This is a genomic window from Duganella sp. 1411, assembly GCF_017833525.1.
Taxonomy (GTDB): Bacteria; Pseudomonadota; Gammaproteobacteria; order Burkholderiales; family Burkholderiaceae_D; genus Rugamonas.
On record NZ_JAFICD010000002.1, the window covers coordinates 407,536 to 424,488 of the forward strand.

14 protein-coding genes are annotated in these 16,953 nt (G+C 65.2%); 2 read left to right on the top strand and 12 right to left on the bottom strand.

Annotated elements, in window-relative coordinates; all coding sequences use genetic code 11:
* Position 1 precedes the first annotated feature (1 nt).
* The 3 genes from JOD97_RS13475 to JOD97_RS13485 are packed head-to-tail and all read right to left on the bottom strand — an operon-like array spanning position 2 to position 1,581.
* Positions 2-328, bottom strand: coding sequence for an urease subunit beta (locus JOD97_RS13475; protein ID WP_209718338.1), 327 nt, complete (start codon positions 326-328; stop codon positions 2-4).
* A 58-nt stretch (positions 329-386) separates the two neighbouring features.
* Entirely contained in the window at positions 387-689 is a 303-nt protein-coding gene (locus JOD97_RS13480; protein ID WP_209718341.1) for an urease subunit gamma, read from the bottom strand.
* Positions 690-705: 16 nt separating this feature from the next.
* Positions 706-1,581 (bottom strand): urease accessory protein UreD, encoded by an 876-nt coding sequence (locus JOD97_RS13485; protein ID WP_209718344.1) that lies wholly within the window; start codon positions 1,579-1,581, stop codon positions 706-708.
* Positions 1,582-1,923: 342 nt separating this feature from the next.
* On the opposite strand from JOD97_RS13485, the gene JOD97_RS13490 reads away from it, so the two are divergent.
* Positions 1,924-2,826 (top strand): NAD-dependent epimerase/dehydratase family protein, encoded by a 903-nt coding sequence (locus JOD97_RS13490; RefSeq protein WP_209718347.1) that lies wholly within the window; start codon positions 1,924-1,926, stop codon positions 2,824-2,826.
* A gap of 114 nt (positions 2,827-2,940) precedes the next feature.
* On the opposite strand, the gene JOD97_RS13495 is transcribed toward JOD97_RS13490, so the two are convergent.
* The 6 genes from JOD97_RS13495 to JOD97_RS13520 form a co-directional block, all read right to left on the bottom strand.
* Positions 2,941-4,710 carry a DUF885 family protein gene (locus tag JOD97_RS13495; protein WP_209718349.1) on the bottom strand — a complete coding sequence of 590 codons (1,770 nt, stop codon included), beginning with the start codon at positions 4,708-4,710 and terminating at the stop codon, positions 2,941-2,943.
* Positions 4,711-4,735: 25 nt separating this feature from the next.
* The gene (locus JOD97_RS13500) at positions 4,736-6,919 is read right to left on the bottom strand and encodes a GGDEF domain-containing response regulator (protein WP_209718352.1); all 2,184 of its coding nucleotides are present in this window, start codon (positions 6,917-6,919) and stop codon (positions 4,736-4,738) included.
* A 129-nt stretch (positions 6,920-7,048) separates the two neighbouring features.
* The gene (locus tag JOD97_RS13505) at positions 7,049-9,298 is read right to left on the bottom strand and encodes a HAMP domain-containing sensor histidine kinase (RefSeq protein WP_229264434.1); all 2,250 of its coding nucleotides are present in this window, start codon (positions 9,296-9,298) and stop codon (positions 7,049-7,051) included.
* Positions 9,299-9,403: 105 nt separating this feature from the next.
* Positions 9,404-11,053: a SulP family inorganic anion transporter gene (locus JOD97_RS13510; RefSeq protein ID WP_209718355.1), complete on the bottom strand. Its 1,650-nt coding sequence runs from the start codon at positions 11,051-11,053 to the stop codon at positions 9,404-9,406.
* A 117-nt stretch (positions 11,054-11,170) separates the two neighbouring features.
* The gene (locus JOD97_RS13515) at positions 11,171-11,740 is read right to left on the bottom strand and encodes a TetR/AcrR family transcriptional regulator (RefSeq protein WP_209718358.1); all 570 of its coding nucleotides are present in this window, start codon (positions 11,738-11,740) and stop codon (positions 11,171-11,173) included.
* Between the two features lie 93 nt (positions 11,741-11,833).
* A complete protein-coding gene (locus tag JOD97_RS13520; RefSeq protein ID WP_209718360.1) occupies positions 11,834-13,234 on the bottom strand; it encodes a PLP-dependent aminotransferase family protein in 1,401 nt (466 codons plus the stop codon).
* Between the two features lie 69 nt (positions 13,235-13,303).
* Here JOD97_RS13520 and JOD97_RS13525 point away from each other — a divergent pair, with 69 nt between their 5' ends.
* Positions 13,304-13,537, top strand: a complete 234-nt coding sequence (locus tag JOD97_RS13525; RefSeq protein WP_209718362.1) for a hypothetical protein — start codon at positions 13,304-13,306, stop codon at positions 13,535-13,537.
* Positions 13,538-13,608: 71 nt separating this feature from the next.
* On the opposite strand, the gene udk is transcribed toward JOD97_RS13525, so the two are convergent.
* The 3 genes from udk to JOD97_RS13540 form a co-directional block, all read right to left on the bottom strand.
* Positions 13,609-14,250, bottom strand: a complete 642-nt coding sequence (gene udk / locus JOD97_RS13530; RefSeq protein ID WP_209718365.1) for a uridine kinase — start codon at positions 14,248-14,250, stop codon at positions 13,609-13,611.
* A gap of 78 nt (positions 14,251-14,328) precedes the next feature.
* Complete coding sequence (locus tag JOD97_RS13535) at positions 14,329-15,402, bottom strand: glycoside hydrolase family 43 protein (RefSeq protein ID WP_229264435.1); 1,074 nt, start codon at positions 15,400-15,402, stop codon at positions 14,329-14,331.
* A gap of 23 nt (positions 15,403-15,425) precedes the next feature.
* A complete protein-coding gene (locus tag JOD97_RS13540; RefSeq protein WP_229264436.1) occupies positions 15,426-16,913 on the bottom strand; it encodes a GGDEF domain-containing protein in 1,488 nt (495 codons plus the stop codon).
* Positions 16,914-16,953 lie beyond the last annotated feature (40 nt).

Sequence of the window (16,953 nt, forward strand, 5' to 3'; positions counted from 1 at the left end):
ATTAGCTTTTCGGTGGGTTGGAATCGAGCTTGCCCATCACTTTTCCATTGAAGCCGTAGACGTTCTGGTCGCCGCCCAGCTTCACCAGTTCGACGGTGCGCTGCTGGCCCGGCTCGAAGCGCACGGCGGTGCCGGCGGCGATGTTCAAGCGCCGGCCGTAGGCCTTCCAGCGCTCGAACTTGAGCTCCGTGTTCACCTCGAAAAAATGGAAATGCGAGCCGACCTGCACCGGCCGGTCGCCCTGGTTGGTCACCACGACGGTCTCGGTTTCGCGGCCTTCATTGAGGCCGATCTCGCCCTCCGTGAGCAGATATTCACCGGGTATCATAGTGAGCTCCTTAAAAAAGCTGTCTTGGGGTGGTTCGGGTTGTGAATCATGATGCGGCTCAGGGTATCGGGTTGTGCACTGTCACCAGCTTGCTGCCGTCCGGGAAGGTGGCTTCCACCTGGATGTCCGGGATCATTTCCGGTATCCCCTCCATGACCTGGTCGCGCGTCAGTATCTGGGTGCCGTCGGCCATCAACTGGGCCACCGACTTGCCGTCGCGCGCGCCCTCCATGATGGCGCAGGTGATCAGCGCGATCGCTTCCGGGTAATTGAGTTTCAGGCCGCGCGCGAGGCGGCGTTCGGCCACGATGCCGGCCGTGAAAATCAACAGCTTGTCTTTTTCTCTTGGGGTCAGATCCATGTTCGGGGTTCCAGTATCAGGTTTGCCAGATGCGCGGCGTGACGGCCTCGCGATCCAGCAGGAGCGGGCGCACGCGGCGCCACACGGTGAGCATGAGGCGGCGCGCGGTTTCGCTGTCGTCGCCCAAATGGCGCGCCACCAGCACGCCCTTGGTGTGGGTGACGCCGAAAACGTGGTCGCCGTCGGCGGCGATATCGGCGCGGATTTGCGACAGCAATTCGGTCAGCACGGCGGCCGGCAGCGCCTTGCCGGCGGCGATCAAGGTGGCGCAAACCGTATGGCCGTTCAGCGCCAGCGGACTGCCGAGGCGACCGCCGACCATCGCGCCCTGCTCCCACCAGATCAATTTGCCGTCGCGGCGGATGCTGCTGCGCTGGGTGACGGTGCCGGTATTGAACACCTCTCCGGAGCCGCGGCGGCCCATGCACAGGATCTCGCAGCCGATGAAGGTGGCGCCGGCGGCCAGTTCCACGTCCTGTTCCAGCACCACGTTAGCGGTATCAAAAAAGATCGTCTCCTGCGGCAGCCATTCGAGCGTGGCGCCCTCGTTCAAATGCAGATGGACGGCCTGGCGCGACACATTGCCATTGGCCTTGTACCATTTGGCGGCGCCGGGGGTGGTGATGAAGGCGTGCGCGCGGTCGCCGACGCCGATATCGATCGACAGCTGGTCGCCGCCCACCACGCCACCGGGCGGATGGACCACGATGGCGTGGCACACCTTGGCGTCCTCCGGGTAGAGCGCCTTCTGCACACGCAGCGGGCCGTGGTGGATATTATTAAAGAGCCGCGTGGTGCCGGCGGCGTCCGCGAATCCGACGGTGAGACTGGCCTGCCAGGCGGCGTGCGCGGCGCTGGCGGCGAGGTCGGACGGTACGGTGCAATCGGGCATGACTTTGTGGTTTTATAAATAATGTCTGTCCTATGCAAGCTATGTGCCAGCAGAAAGGGATGCGCAGACTGCCCTGCAGAAATTTATTGCACCAAAATGGACAGAACGCACCACCACAGTGCGAATGATCACGCAATCACGTAGGGCGGATTAGGCGGAACGCCGTAATCCGCCATCGTTGAGCCGCCAACGGAGCACGCATTGGCCGATTACGCTACGCTAATCCGCCCTACGTGATCATTTATTTGACTCCAGCTCAACTATGCTTTGCGCGCCAAGGTCTTTGTGTGCATGGCGTCCACCGCCATACTCTCAGCATCCAAATTCAGACAGGAGCACGACATGAAGGTATTCGTCACAGGCGCGGCAGGGTTCATCGGCGGTTCGATCGCGGCGGGGCTGGTCAAGGCCGGGCATGAGGTCGTCGGCTTGGTACGCAAACCGGAGCAGATCGCAGAACTGCAAAAAATCGGCGTGACGGGCGTTATCGGCTCGCTCGCCGACCGCGATCTGCTGATCGCCCAGGCGCGTTCGGCGGACGCCGTCATCAACGCCGCCAGCAGCGACAACCGCGCGGCGGTGGAAGCCTTCATCGACGGCTTGGCCGGCTCGGGCAAGGTGTTCCTGCACACCAGCGGCTCGAGCATCGTCGGCGACGCGTCGGGTGGCTTGGGCACGGACCGCATTTATTATGAGGACCAGTTGCCCGAGCCGACGCCGGATAAGGCGGCCCGCGTCGCCATCGACAATCTGGTGCTGGCCGCCGCCGGCAAGGGTGTGCGCTCGGCGGTGCTGTGCAATACGCTGATCTACGGGCACGGGGCGCTGCCGCGCGACAGCGTGCAGTTGCCTCGCTTGCTCAAGCAGGCGCGCAAGAGCGGCATCGTGCGCCATGTCGGGCCGGGTTTGAACATCTGGTCGAACGTGCATATCGACGACGTGGTCGATCTGTATTTGCTGGCGTTGGAGAAGACCGAGGCCGGCGCGTTTTATTTCGTCGAAAGTGGCGAGGCGTCGTTCCGCGACATGGCGGCGGCCATGGCCCGCGCGCTCGATCTGGGCGAGCCGCAGGATTGGCCGCTGGAGCAGGCCAAGGAGGAATGGGGGTATGAGATGGCGTCGTACGGGCTTGGGTCCAACAGCCGCGTGCGGGGCAAGCGGGCGCGCGAGCAGTTGGGGTGGCAGCCGCACCGGCCGTCGGTGCTGGAGTGGATCGCCAACGATATGTTAAATCGCGCGGCGTGATCGGGGGATCGGCCGATAGCGGAACATGCTGTGGCCACACGATGCGCCAACATCTGAACCACGTAGGGCGGATTAGCGTAGCGTAATCCGCCATCGATGAGCCGTCGGCGACCATCAATCCAGACTCGGATAAGGGCTCTTGCCCCCCTCCTTGATGAACAAATCGATGCGCGCCTCGAGCACCGGCAGCGGCACGGAGCCCAATTGCAGCACCGTGTCGTGGAAGGCGCGGATGTCGAACTTCTGCCCCAGCGCCGCCTCGGCCTTCTTGCGCGCGTTGATGATGCTCATCTCGCCCAGGTAATAAGACAGCGCCTGTCCCGGCCACGAGATATAGCGATCGACCTCCGTCTCGATCTCGTGCTCCGACAGCGCCGTATTGGCCTTCAAATAATCCTGCGCCTGTTTGCGCGTCCAGCCCTTGCTGTGGATGCCCGTATCGACCACCAGGCGCGAAGCGCGCCAAGCCTGGTAACTGAGCATGCCGAACACCTCGTAAGGGGTTTCATACATGCCCATCTCCACGCCCAGCCGCTCGCTGTACAGCGCCCAGCCTTCGCCATACGCCGAAATATAGGCGTTGCGGAAGGCCGGACGGCCCTTCTGCTCCATCGCCACCGGCATCTGGAAGGCGTGGCCCGGCGCCGATTCGTGCAGGGTCAGCGCCGGCATGCTGTACAGCGCGCGCGACGGCAGGTTGTAGGTGTTGACCAGATAGACGCCCGGCCCTCCACGGCCCGACGTGTAAAACGGCGCCTGGTCGTCCGGCACCGGAATGACGGCGAAGCGGCGGCGCGGCAGGTAACCGAAGTACTGGCCAACCTTGCCGTCGAACTTCTTCGCCACCCAGGCGGAGCGCATCAGCAGCTCCTCGGGCGTCTTGGCGTAGAAGCGCGAATCGGTGCGCAGGAACTGCAGGAAGGCCGGCAGGTCGCCTTCGAAACCGGTCTGCTTGATCACATCCAGCATCTCGCCGCGGATCTTGGCCATTTCGCTCACGCCGATCTGGTGGATCTCGTCGGCGCTCATCGTGGTGGTGGTGAATTCGACGATCTTCGACTGGTAGTACGCTTTGCCGTCGGGCAGATTCTCCGCCGCCAGGTCCTCGCGCGATTTCGGCACGTACTCTTCGCGCATGAACTTGAGCAGATTCTTATACGACGGCAGCACGTAGGTCTCGATCGCCTTGGCGCCCTCGGCGCGCAGCTCCTCCTGCAGCGCCGCCGGCATCGTCGCCGGCATGGCCTTGAACGGCAGGTAGAACACGTTGTCCTGCACCGTCTTCGCTTCGGTCACCGAAGTGATCGAGCCGTCGCGCCCCACCAGCGTGATCTTCGGCGGCGTGAAGCCGCGCGCCATCCCGGCCCGCATGTTGACGATCTGGTCGTTGAAGTAGCGCGGCACGTCCGACATTTGCTTGATGTAGTCGCGGTATTCCTTTTCCTTGGTCAGCGTGGCGCGCCCGGCGGCCGACAGGTTGGACCAGAACGCGGTATCGGCGTTGAGCGGCTTTTCGTATTCGCGGAACTTCTGCGCGTCGATCAGCGCGCCGATCTGCGCCTTGTAGACCTGATAGTTGATCAACTCCCCTGCCGACAGCTTGCTCTGCTGGATGCCGTCGAGCTTTTTCATCACGTCGCGCCAGTAGGCCAGGCGCTTTTCCTGGGTGGCGGCGTCGATGCGCGGCAGCGTGGCGCCGCCCTTTTCGTCGTCCTCGCCCTCCTCCATCTTCTGGCTCAGGCGCCACTTCCACTCCTGCGTGTAGATGGTTTTGAATTGCGCGTCGGCGGGACCGGCCTTGGCGGCCGGCGCCTGGGCGGCGACGGCGTTGAGCGACAAGACCATGCATGCGCCGACGATGACAGCGCCAAACTTCTTTTCCATAGAGCTCCAGTGGTGGAAGGGTTGATTACATGTCCAACAGATTGCGTCGTTCGCGCAGCAGCGCGGTGAAGGCCTCGCCGTTGAGCGGCGGGCTGAAATAATATCCCTGCATCTCGTCGCATCCGCGCTCGGTCAGGAAGCGCACCTGCTCGCGCGTCTCGACACCCTCGGCGATCACCCGCATGTTCAGGTTGTGCGCCAGCGAGATCACCGACAGCGCGATGGCCGCGTCGTTGGCGCTGGTGGTGACGTCGTCAACGAACGATTTGTCGATCTTGAGCACGTCGATCGGGAAGCGTTTGAGGTAACTGAGGCTGGAATAGCCGGTGCCGAAGTCGTCGAGCGAGATGCTCACGCCGATGTCCTTGAGTTTGCGCAGCGCCGCCACCGCCTTGTTCGGATCGCCCATCACCGTGCCCTCGGTGATCTCCAGGCCCAGGCAGGCCGGCGCGATGCCGAACTTGCGCAGCGTGCTTTCCACATACGGCACCGTGGCGTCGTTGGCGAACTGCCCGGCCGACAGGTTGACCGCCACCTTGATGTCGCCCAGCCCCTGGTCCTGCCAGACCTTGATCTGCGCGCACACGCTCTCGAGCACCCACTCGCCGATCGAATTGACCAGCCCATACTCCTCGGCCAGCGGGATGAAGCGGTTCGGCGGCACCCGGCCCAGCACCGCGTTGTTCCAGCGCAGCAGCGCCTCGGCGCCGGCCATGACGCCGTTTTTCAGGCACATTTGCGGCTGGTAGTGGACCTCGAACTCGTTGCGCGCGATGGCGCCGCGCAGCTGGCTCTGGATCGCCAGCTTGTCGCGGATCTCGGCGTCCATGCGCTCGGTGAAGAAGGCGTAGTTGTCGCGGCCGATCTCCTTGGCGCGGAACAGCGCCGTGTCGGCGTTGCGCACCAGTTCATCGAAGCTGTCGCCGTCGGTCAGGCTGACGGCGATGCCGATGCTGGAGGTGACGGTGAGCTGCTGGCCGTCGATCACCAGCTCCTTGCGCAGGCCGGCCAGGATCTTTTGCGCCATCGGCATCGTCGCGCTCAGTTGGGCGTCGTCGGCGACGATGATCTGGAACTCGTCGCCGCCCTGGCGGGTGACGGTGTCGCCCTCGCGCACGCAGTCGGTCAAAAAGCGCGAGATCACCTGCAGCGCCTTGTCGCCGACCTGGTGGCCGTAGGAGTCGTTGATGCTCTTGAAGCGGTCCAGGTCCAGGCACATGACGGCCACGCAACCGCCCTCGCGGCGCGCCGTGCCCAGGGTCTGGTCGAAGCGCTGGCGCGCCAGCAGGCGGTTGGGCAGCCCGGTGAGCGCGTCGTGGTTGGACAGGAAGTCGATCAGGTGCTGCTCGGCCTTGCGTTCGGTGATGTCCATGAACACGGCCACGTGGTTGACCACCTGGCCGGCGTCGTCGCGCACCACCGAGGCGCTCAGCAGGCCGGGATAGACGTCGCCGTTCTTGCGCCGCGCCATGATCTCGCCCGACCACAAGCCGGTGCCCATGACCGACTGCAGCATCTGCTCGAAGGCGGCGGCGTCCTGCTCGCCGGCGTGCAGCATGACGACGTTCTTGCCGATCACCTCCTGCGCCTCGTAGCCGGAGATCTGCGTGAAGGCGGGATTGGTGGCGACGATGCGCGCCTCGCGGTCGGTGACGACGATGGCGTCCTGGGTCGCCTCGAACACCTTGCTGGCCAGCCGCAGGAACTCCTCGCTGGCGCGGCGCTGCTCGACCTCCTTGGCCAGTTCCTCGGTGCGTTCGGCAACGCGCTGCTCGAGCAGCGAGCGTTCGAGCGTCAGCGCGTGCTGCGCACGGCTCAGGCGCACGTGGGCGTCGGTGCGGGCCAGGATCTCCTCGGCCTGGAACGGTTTGGCGATGAAATCGACCGCGCCCAGCGCGAAGCCGCGCACCTTGTCGTCGGTGTCGTGCTGCGCCGACAGGAAGATCACCGGCACGTTGCACAACTGCGGCGACGCCTTGAGGCGCTTGCAGACCTCGAAGCCGTCGATGCCGGGCATGCGGATGTCGAGCAGGATCAGCTCCGGGGGGCGCGACTGCGCCGTCCACAGCGCCAGCTCGCCGTTGGGCGCCTGGCGCACGTAATAGCCGGCCTCCGTCAGCAGGTCGCTGAGCAGCTTGAGCGAGGCTGGGGTGTCCTCCACGATCAGCACTTCGCCCTTGGTGTGTTGTTCCGATAAATCCCGGTGCATGTAAAACTCTCTCGCCTTGTTCGCCGCCGCCCGCCCGCGGGATACCGGCGCTGCCGCTGCCGTTGCATCCCGAATCCGTGTACTAACGTGTACTAACGTGTACTAACTACTATGATATACCTGTCGGGCCTATGCCTCCAGTTCGCTATCCGCCTGGTCCAGCAGCGCGCACAGCTGCGGATACTGGTGCAGCCGCACCATGCGCTCCATGCGCGCGACCACGCCGCCCAATTCCGCCGGCAATGGCCGCAGCAACAGCGCCACGCGCGCCAGGTTGAGCTCCTGCAGCGCCACCTTCAACTGGCCGCGCAGCGCCGGATCGAGCCGCGCCAGGTCGGCGCCCGACAGCGGCGCGCCGTCGGCGCCGTCGTCGGCCGGAGCCGCGCGGCGCCCGCGATGGGGCGCCTCCAGCACCAGCAGCTGGTCGCCGGCCGCCTGCGCGTCCTCCACCGGCACCCGGATCGTGAACTGGAAGGTGGCGCCGTCGCCGCGCACCGACTGCACCGACAGCACCCCGCCCATCAGCTGGACGAACTCGCGCGAGATGGCCAGCCCCAGGCCGGTGCCCTCCTTGGCGCCCGGGCCGTCGGCCTGCACGAAGGGCTCGAAAATGCGGGTCTGGTCGATCGGCGAAATGCCCGGGCCGTCGTCGATCACCGCGAACGCCAGCTCGCACTGGCACTCGCCGTCGGCCTCGCGCATGGCGCCGCGCACCCGCAACGTCACCTTGCCGCGGCCGGTGAACTTGACCGCGTTCGACATCAGGTTGAGCAGCACCTGGCGCAGCTTGGTGCCGTCGACGCGGGCGCCGGCCGGCACGCCGGCGCTATCGAGTTCGAGCTCGACGCCGGTCTGGCCGGCGCGCATGCTGACCATGTCCATCACCTCCTGCAGGATCTCGTCGATGCTCATGACCTCCGTCTGCAGCACCGCGCGCCCGGCCTCGATCTTGGACAGTTCGAGGATATCGTTGATCAGCGTGAGCAGGTGCTCGCCCGAGCGGTGGATGATCGCCAGGTTGCGCTTCTCCTCCGGCAGCATGTTCTTCGAATCGGCCATCAGGCGCGAAAAGCCGATCACGGAATTGAGCGGCGTGCGCAGCTCGTGGCTCATATTGGCCAGGAAGATGCTCTTGGCCTGGTTGGCCGCCTGCGCCTGGCGCACCGCCACCGACAGCGCGTTGGTGCGCTCGGCAACCAGGTCCTCGAGGTGGATGCGGTGGCGGCGCAGCTCCTGCTCGGCCACCTTGTGCTCGGTGATGTCGTAATTGACGCCGACCACGCGCGCCGGCTGGCCCTCGGCGTCGCGGAAGATCATCGCCTCGCCCTTCATGTAGTGCAGCGAGCCGTCCGGCCAGGTGACGCGGAATTCGGCGTCGAAGTCGCCGCCGCCGGCCAGCGCCCGGTCCAGCAGCGCGCGCACCGGGATGGCGTCGTCCGGATGCATGCGCGCGATCCATTCGTCCATCGAGGCGGCCGCGCCGGCCGCGCTGGCCTCGTCCATGCCGTACAGGCGCAGCATCTGCTCGTCCCACACCAATTGGCCGGTGACGATGTTCCAGTCCCAGATGCCGATGGCCGCCGCGCTGCTGGCGATCTGCAGCCGCTCCTCGCTCGCGTGCATGGCCACGTAGCGGCTGTCCATCAGGCGCACCATGTCGCGGATCGACGAATTGAGGGTTTTGAGCTCGCCGAAAAACCAGTCGCGCGGCGGCAAGGCGCCCGGGTTCTGGCCCGCCTTGACGTTGGCGGCGTAGCGTTCGATGGTGGTGATGGGTTTGAAAATGAGCTGCGACAGCAGCAGGTACAGGCTCAGGACCAGCGTCACGTCGAGCACGAAGATCATGCCGATGATGAAGTAGCGGCGCTGGCGCAGCTGCTCGAGCAGCAGCACCGGCGAGGCATACACGGTGATGGTGCCGATATGCCGGCCGGAGGCGACGATGGGGCGCCGCTCCGACAGCAGCTCCGGATTATCCGGCGCGCGCGTGACCTCGACCAGGTGCCCGGCCGGGTCGCGCGTCAGGATGAACGGACGGCTGCCGCTGGCCGGCACCACCGCGCTGGCGTACAGGTCGCGGTTGCTCAAGCCGCTGCGCATGATGGTGGTGATCTGGGTTTCGTCGAAGTTCCAGGCCGGCAGCGCCACCGCCGACGCCAGCTCGTCGGCGCTGTTGGACAGCGTCTGGTGCAGCTGGTCCCAGCGGTGGGCCCGCTCCACCTGGTAAAAGTACAGCGCGAAGGTGGTCAATACCAAGGTCACCACGGCCGTCAGCGTGACGCTGACGAACATGGCGATCGAGATTCTGCCTGCGCGGCGGGCAAGTCGGTACAGCATCGGCAACCAGTCGATAGTTAGTCTGTGGGCGCGGGACGTCATCAGGGCGCGCCCAGGGAGTTAAATCATAGTTTCAAACAGACGGGAAGTCCATGCGTATTATTACCCACAGGAATTAAATGTATAAATAATATACATAATGATTATTTAAACAACGTTTTTGGAGGCGGCCAGCAGGTGGTCGGACGCCATCGCCGTGCTGAGGAACAGCTTGCCGTTGAGGTCGCGCAGCAGGTCGCTGTGGCGCAGCCTGTCCATCACCGGGCCCTTGACCTCGGCCAGATGCATGCCGATGCCGCGCCGCTTGAGGCTCTGGTTCAGCTCCGACAGCGCGAACAGCGCCGTGGTGTCGATCGAGCTGACCGCCGTCATCACCAGCACCAGGTGGCGCGCGCTCGGATGGGTCGCCAGCTCGCACTCGATGCGCGCGGCCACCGCCTCGACGTTGCCGAAGAAGAGATTGGCGTCGATGCGCAGCACCAGCAGCTCCGGCCGGGTCTCGGCCGGATAGCGTTCGATATTGCGGAAATGCTCGCTGCCGGCGATGCGCCCCAGCACCGCGATGTGCGGCCGGCTGGCGCGCCAGATCAGGGTCCCCATCGAAAGCGCCACGCCGACCACCACGCCCGCCTCCACGCCCATCGCCAGCACGCCCAGGCAGGTCGCGCCCCAGGCCAGCGCGTCGCCGCGGTCGTAGCGCCAGGCGGTGCGCAGGATGTCCAGCTCCAGCATGCCGAGCACCGCGACGATGATGGTCGCGGCCAGCGTCGGCAGCGGCAGCAGCGCCAGCCAGCCGGTCGGCGCCAGCAGCGCGCACGCCAGCAGCGCCGCCGTGATCAGGCTCGCCAGCGGCGTGTTGGCGCCGGCGGCGAAATTGACGGCCGAGCGCGACAAGCTGCCCGTCACCGGAAAGCCGCCCGACAGCGCGCTGGCGACATTGGCCGCGCCCAGGCCCACCAGCTCGTGGTTGCTGACCAGCTTCTCGTTGCGCTTGAGCGCCAGCGACTGCGCCGCCGACATCGACATCAGGAACACGATAAAGCCGATCAGCAGGCCCGGTTGCAGCAGCAGCGGCCAGTGGGCGGCGGACGTGGCCAGGTTCAGGCGCGGCAGACCGGCGGGCACCGAGCCGGTGGTGCGCACGCCCATCTCGGCCAGGCCGGTGGTGGCCATCAGCCCGATGCCGCCCAGGACCACCAGCATCGGCGCCAGCTTGGCGCCGATGTCGGCGACGGCCGGCGGCAGGCCGCAGCGGCGCAGCAGGCCGGCCAGATACTGCTTGGCCAGCACCAGCAGCAGCAGCGAGCCGACGCCCAGCACCGCGCTCGGCATGTGCACATGGGGCGGCGCGGCGCCCAGCAGCGTGCGAACCTGGTCGAAGGCGATGACGATCGCCGAGCCGACGGTAAAGCCGCTCATCACGGGACGGGAGAAGAAATTGGCCAGGAAACCCATGCGCAGCACGCCGCACAGCAGCAGCACGACGCCGGACACCATCGCCAGCTGGGCGGCCAGCACGGCGGCCAGCGCCGAACCGGGGGGCGCCAGCGGCCCGATGGCGGCCGCCGTCATCAGCGACACGATGGCCATCGGCCCGACCGACTGCGTCATGCTGCTGCCGAACAGCGCATAGACGACCGGCGGCAGGATGCTGGCATAGATGCCGACGACGGGCGGCAGCCCGGCCACCAGCGCATAGGCCATCCCCTGCGGGATCATCATCATGGCGACCACCAGGCCGGCGCTGATATCGCCAGGCAGCAGCGCGCGCCGGTAGTGCTTCAACCAATGCAGCATCGTCGTTCCACGAACAGAAAACCGTCAGCGTACGCGAACGGACCGGGCCGGTCCAGAGCCAAATTCGTTTTTTACATTACGTAATGCGAAAAACGCATAAGGAGGTGTGGCGCACCGTCACGCCACGGGCAACGAATCCCGCGCCGCCGCCAGAATCTCCAGAGACAGCGCCTCGTCGTCCACCGCCCGCGCCAGCACGATCGCACCGACCATGGCCGCATAGGTGGCCAGCGCCTGTTTGCGCTTGGCCGCCGCGTCGGCGCCCGGCGCCAACTCCTCCAGCACCGCGATCTGCCCCCTCGCCCCCTCGGTCAGCGCCTGCCGCACCTTGGGGCCGAGCCGCGCGATATCCGCGCCCAGCGAGGTGATCGAACACCCCAGCTCCGGCTCATCGCGGTGCCGCTCCGACAAATAACTCTCGCCGATGCTCGCCATCGCCGTCTCGGGCGCCTGGGCCGCCTTGCCACGCCAACGCTCGACCGAGGCCTTGAACGCATGCGCGGTGGCCTCGGCCAGCAGATCCTCCTTGGAGGCGAAGTGGCCGTAAAACCCGCCATGCGTCAGCCCGGCGCTTTTCATCAAATCGGCCACGCCGATGCCGTCATAGCCCTTCTGGCGGAACAGCCGCGCCGCCGTCTCGATGATGCGCTCCCGGTTGAGCGCCACCTGCTCCCTGCTGACTTTCATATCCCGCTCCGAATCCTCACTCCCATACCAAACATCATACATTACGAACGTAATATATGACGCGAATTCGCCGAACTCTCGGATGAAGGACAGTCAAACCACGGCAGCGCTGTACGACTCGGGCCGCCGCGCCAGGAGATGAGACAGCCGTCGAAGACCCGCCTGTAAGCGTCGACGGTCCTTGATGCTGCCCAAGGAGATGCGAATCGCGTTCACGGCTCCGCTGCCGGTTGCGAATGCCTCCGCCGGCGTGACTGCGATGCCCTCGCTGTCGGCCGCGCGCGCAAGCTGCGAGGAGTTCCAATACGCCGGCAACTCGAGCCAGACATGCAGGCCGTCTCCGGCGCCGTTGTACCGCCCGGCCAGAATATCGCGAGCCATACAGTGGCGCAGGCGCGCCTCGTTACGTACGCCTTGCATCAATCCGCCGGCCGAACCGTCGAGTATCCACTGGGTGGCCAATGCGGCCGACAGAGGCGCGACCATCAGCGCAAATGATCTTAGCGCGGCCAGGAAAAGTTCGCGTTCGTGCGGGTCGCGTAGCAGCACGAAGGCGACACGCAAGCCGGGCGTCAGGCACTTCGACAAGGTCGAGATGTAATACACCTGTTCCGGGACAAACGTGGCAATCGGCGGTGGCGGCGCGTCGGCAAGGAGCCAGTAGGGATCGTCCTCGATGACGCGTACATTGCAGCGCTTCGCGACGCTGGCGAGCTCCTTGCGCCGGTGTTCCGGAATGGTGATGGCGGTCGGGTTCTGTAACGTCGGATTGAGGTAGACCAGCGCAGGCTTGTGCTGGCGGCACGCGTCCTCCAGCATCTCAGGCACCATCCCGTACTGGTCCGCTTCCACCGCAATGATGTTCCGGCCAAATTGGGTCGCCGCCGCACGCAAGCCGGGATAGGTCGTTGGCTCTGCCAGGATGACATCACCAGGCTGCGTCAGCGCCAGGATCAAGGCGGCGATCGCCGCTTGCGCACCCGGACAGACTACAAGCTGTCGAGAGTCCAGATGTCCAAACATCGGTTCGAGCCACTTGGCTCCAGCCTTGCGGTCGGATTCACTGCCCCCGGCCAGGTGGTAAGTCATCAGCAATTCATTATCTGCCCTCATCAGCACTTGAGACAAACCTTGCTTCACCATGTCGTCGAAGTCCACGCCATGCGGCGGTGGCGGGGTATTCATGCTCAGGTCGAGGATCGAGGTCAATTCGACTTTCGGCGCCGCGACGTAAGTGCCTCGAGCGCCGCGGCCCTCCAACAAGTTGCGGCGCCTCGCTTCGTCGTATGCGCGCGTGATGGTCGTCAGGTCGACGTCCAGCTGCGCCGCCAACTGGCGCTGCGGCGGTAGGCGGTCACCCGGTTTCAGCGATCCATCCACCACCGCCGCCTGCAACGCATCCGCGATCTGCAAAAAACGTGGCCCGCCGTGCGCGGACAATCGCGGCAACCAGATCGCCGAATTTCCATCTTGTATGGATTTCACCTGGGACATTTTGTCTCAATGTATGGAACTTGTTTTTAGTTAGTATGCATCAGATGTAATAGCCTGGAAATACTCAAAATGATGGAATGGATTCCTGTAGTCTTCGTTGCCTTCAAGGCCCTCGTGCTCGGCACGGGCATGTTCTTCGCCATCAAGTGGCATTACGACCAAGGGAAGAAGGGGAAAGAGACAGGCACGGTGCTACGCGCGAGCGGCAAGGTGGCCGCTGTCTTCGTGATAGCGCTCCTCGGCCTGGGCCTCCTCACCTTCGTCGTGGTCAGGATGATTGGCTTGGACTTGACCTTGCCATGATGGCAAAGAATGGTTGGCCGATATTCAGCAGTGCGGTAGCGATTTCCCGATGCGGGGGAGATTAACCTCAATCAGGATCGCTTCAACTGCCCGATAACGCTCGCCACCTTGGTGGTGATCACATCGACCGCCGGGCCGTTCGCGCCATGCGGAATAATCACATCGGCGTGCCGCTTGGTGGGCTCGATGAATTGCTGGTGCATCGGGCGCACCGTCTCCAGATACTGGCCGACGACGCTCTCCAGCGAGCGACCGCGTTCGGTGATATCCCTTTGCAAGCGGCGGATGAAGCGTACGTCGGAGGCGGTGTCGACGAAAATCTTCAACGACATCATTTTGCGCAAATCCGCGTCATACAAGGCAAACAGGCCTTCGATGACGATCACCGGTGCCGGCTTGACCGGGATGGTCCTGTCGGAGCGATTATCGAGCGTGAAGTCGTACTCCGGCATTTCGATCGCTTCGCCATTGCGCAACGCCCGGACGTGTTTGACCAGCAGCGGCCAGTCGAAGGCCTGCGGATGGTCGTAATTCTGCTGTCGACGGACTTCAGGGGTGAGATGGGATTGGTCGCGGTAGTAATCGTCTTGCATCACGACCGAGACCATATCGGCGCCAAACGACGCCAGCACTTGCTGGGACACCGTCGACTTGCCGCTGCCGCTACCGCCGGCGACACCAATGACAAACGGATGGAAAGAATTCTTGTTCATGCCGAATGATACCGGAACCGCGAGCGAACCGACAGGGGCCGGCCGACCAAAAAACCAGCGCCAGGGCGGCGCGCACGCCTAACGCGCCGCCGCGATCGGCCGCGACGCGACGCCGGCCGCCGTCAGCGTCACCGGCCGGATGGTGCCGTCGTCATTGAACTCCAGCCGTTCGATGGCCAACTGGCGGTGGTTGCCGTCCTCCTCCCCCAGCGGCCGGCGGTGATAGGCGATGTACCAGTCGTCGGTGCCGGGAATATTGACCACCGAGTGGTGCCCGGCGCCGGTGGCCACCCGGCCGTCCTGCTGGAGGATCTTGCCGATCCGCTTGAAGGGCCCGTACGACGAGGCGCTCATCGCATACGCCACGCTGTAATCGGGCCCGGTCCATTCCCCTTCCGACCACATCATGTAGTACGTGCCGTTGCGCTTGGCCATGAACGGACCTTCGACATAGGCCGGATCCGGCGTGATTTCCTTGTAGGTCGTGCCATCCGCGAACGCCACGACGCTCAGCAGGTCCGGCGCCAGCCTGACCACGTTCAGGTGCCGCCAGCCGCCGTAATACATATAGAACTGGCCATCGTCGTCCCGGAACACCATCTGGTCGATCGGCTGGGCGCCGTTATGGATCGCGCCGATCAGCGGCTTGCCCAGCGCATCCTTGAATGGTCCTTCGGGCCGCTCGCTGACCGCGACCCCGATGCCGCCCGGCTGGCCGTTGCCCTTGATGTCGTTGGCGCCGAAGAACAGGTAGTACTTGCCGTTGTGCGCGACCGCCGACGGCGCCCACACGGCGTAGGCGGCCCAGCTGACGTTTTCGACGTCGAGAACGCGCGGGTGTTTGGTCCAATGCACGAGGTCCGGCGAGGAAAACGCGTCCAAAAAGCTCTGCTTGAGGAACGGCGCCCAGACCAGGTCCGAGCGGGCGCGCATGCGCTGCTGTTCGGGCGTGAACTTGCCGGCGCGGGGCGGCGCGCCGTCGTCGGCCGAATAAGTCGGATAGATCCAGTAGCGCCCTGCGAATATGCGGATTTCAGGATCGGCATACCAGCCGGGGACGATCGGGTTCCCCGCCTGCGCGCTGCAACTGGCGGCGACCGACAACAGCAACAGAAGGCTACGCGCCAAACGACCTGGGATGTTGTTCATCATGTTCAAAGCGCCTCGAATCCCGCTTATCCCGCCAATTCAATATGGTTGCGCCCAGCGCGTTTGGCGCGTTGCAGCGCCGCGTCGAGCCGGTCCAGGACGTCGTCGACGCCCTCCTCCACGCCGGCATGCGCGATGGCCAGGCTGACGCTGACGCTGTCGCAGGCCGGCAAATCCGCCCCGGCCAGCGCCACCCGCAGCTTTTTGGCCAGCAGCATGGCGTCGGCGGGCGACGTGTGCGTGGCGACGATCATGAACTCCTGGCCGCGCATGCGCGCCAGCCGGTCGGACGCGCGCAAGCGGCGCTTGACCGTCTCGGCGGCCAGGCGCAAGGCAGCGTCGCCCAGCGGATGGCCGTATAAATCGTTCAGCGAACGAAAACTACTGACCTCGAACGACATCACCGTCAGCGGCAGGCCGTAGCGGCGCGCGCGGCGCAATTCGTTGTCCAGCGTCGTCTCGCCGGCGCGGCGGTTGGCGGCGCCCGTCAAATGGTCGACGGTGCTCAGGTGCGACAGCTGGGCGGACAGCTCGTCGTTCCGGTGCTTCAATTCGCTCAGGCCCAGTCCAAGGCTGACAAACTGCGCCAGGCTGGAAAAACTGGCGAACTGCTCGCGCGAGAGCGCGATGTGGCGGTCGAACATCAGGCAGATCGCGCCACTGACCGTCCCGGCGTCCGGATGGCCGATATCGGACCGCAGCGGCAGCGCCAGCACCATGCGCACGTGGCGGTCGTGCAGCGCCATGGCCAGTTCCGGATCGCCGGCCTTCTCGGGCGCGTCCAGCAACACCATGCGCCCGGTGGACACCGCCATCAGCGGCGGGAACACATCGCGCAGCGGCGATTGCAACAGGTGGTCGGTATGCCCCAGCAGACCGGCCAGATCGAGGCCGTCGGACGGCGCCTGCGCCACCAGCCGCAAATCGCCGTGCGGCTTCAAGTGCAGCAGCGACGCGTGGCTCACGGCCGGAAAATCGCACAACGCCAGACAAGCCTTGGCCGCCAGCGCATCGACGTCGTCAAGGCCGTCGAGGGCGCGCTGCACGCTGCGCTGCAAGGCCACCAGATCGCGCAGCTCGCGCTCCTTGTCGAACAGGCGCTGGCGCATGACGGCGGCCGGATCGTCGTGCGCCGCCAACGCCTCCCGCACGGCGTCGCGCAGATCGTCGTCCAGCACCGGGCAAATCAGGTACTCGAACGATCCGTACGCCATCAACTCGGGCAACCAGGCGCTTTGCTCATACCCGCACAGCACCAGCACCGGCGCGCCGCCGCGGTTGACGATCAAGCCGCCGACGGCCGCCAGCCCGCCGGGCCGCGCGTAACCGTGCAAATCGAGCACCAGCAAACCGACGGCGACGCGGGCCACCTCGGCGGCCGTGCCGTCGACGCTGTCGGCGATCGCCAGCTGCGAGAAGATCGGGCCGCAGCTGGCCTGGAAGTGCGCGCGCCGATCGCGGCTGGCGTTGAAATACACGCCAACACGGTCGGACCGGTCTGGAATCTCGGTCATTTTTTTGTTGCCCCTAGGTATTTCTATTTTTGCTTGGAAT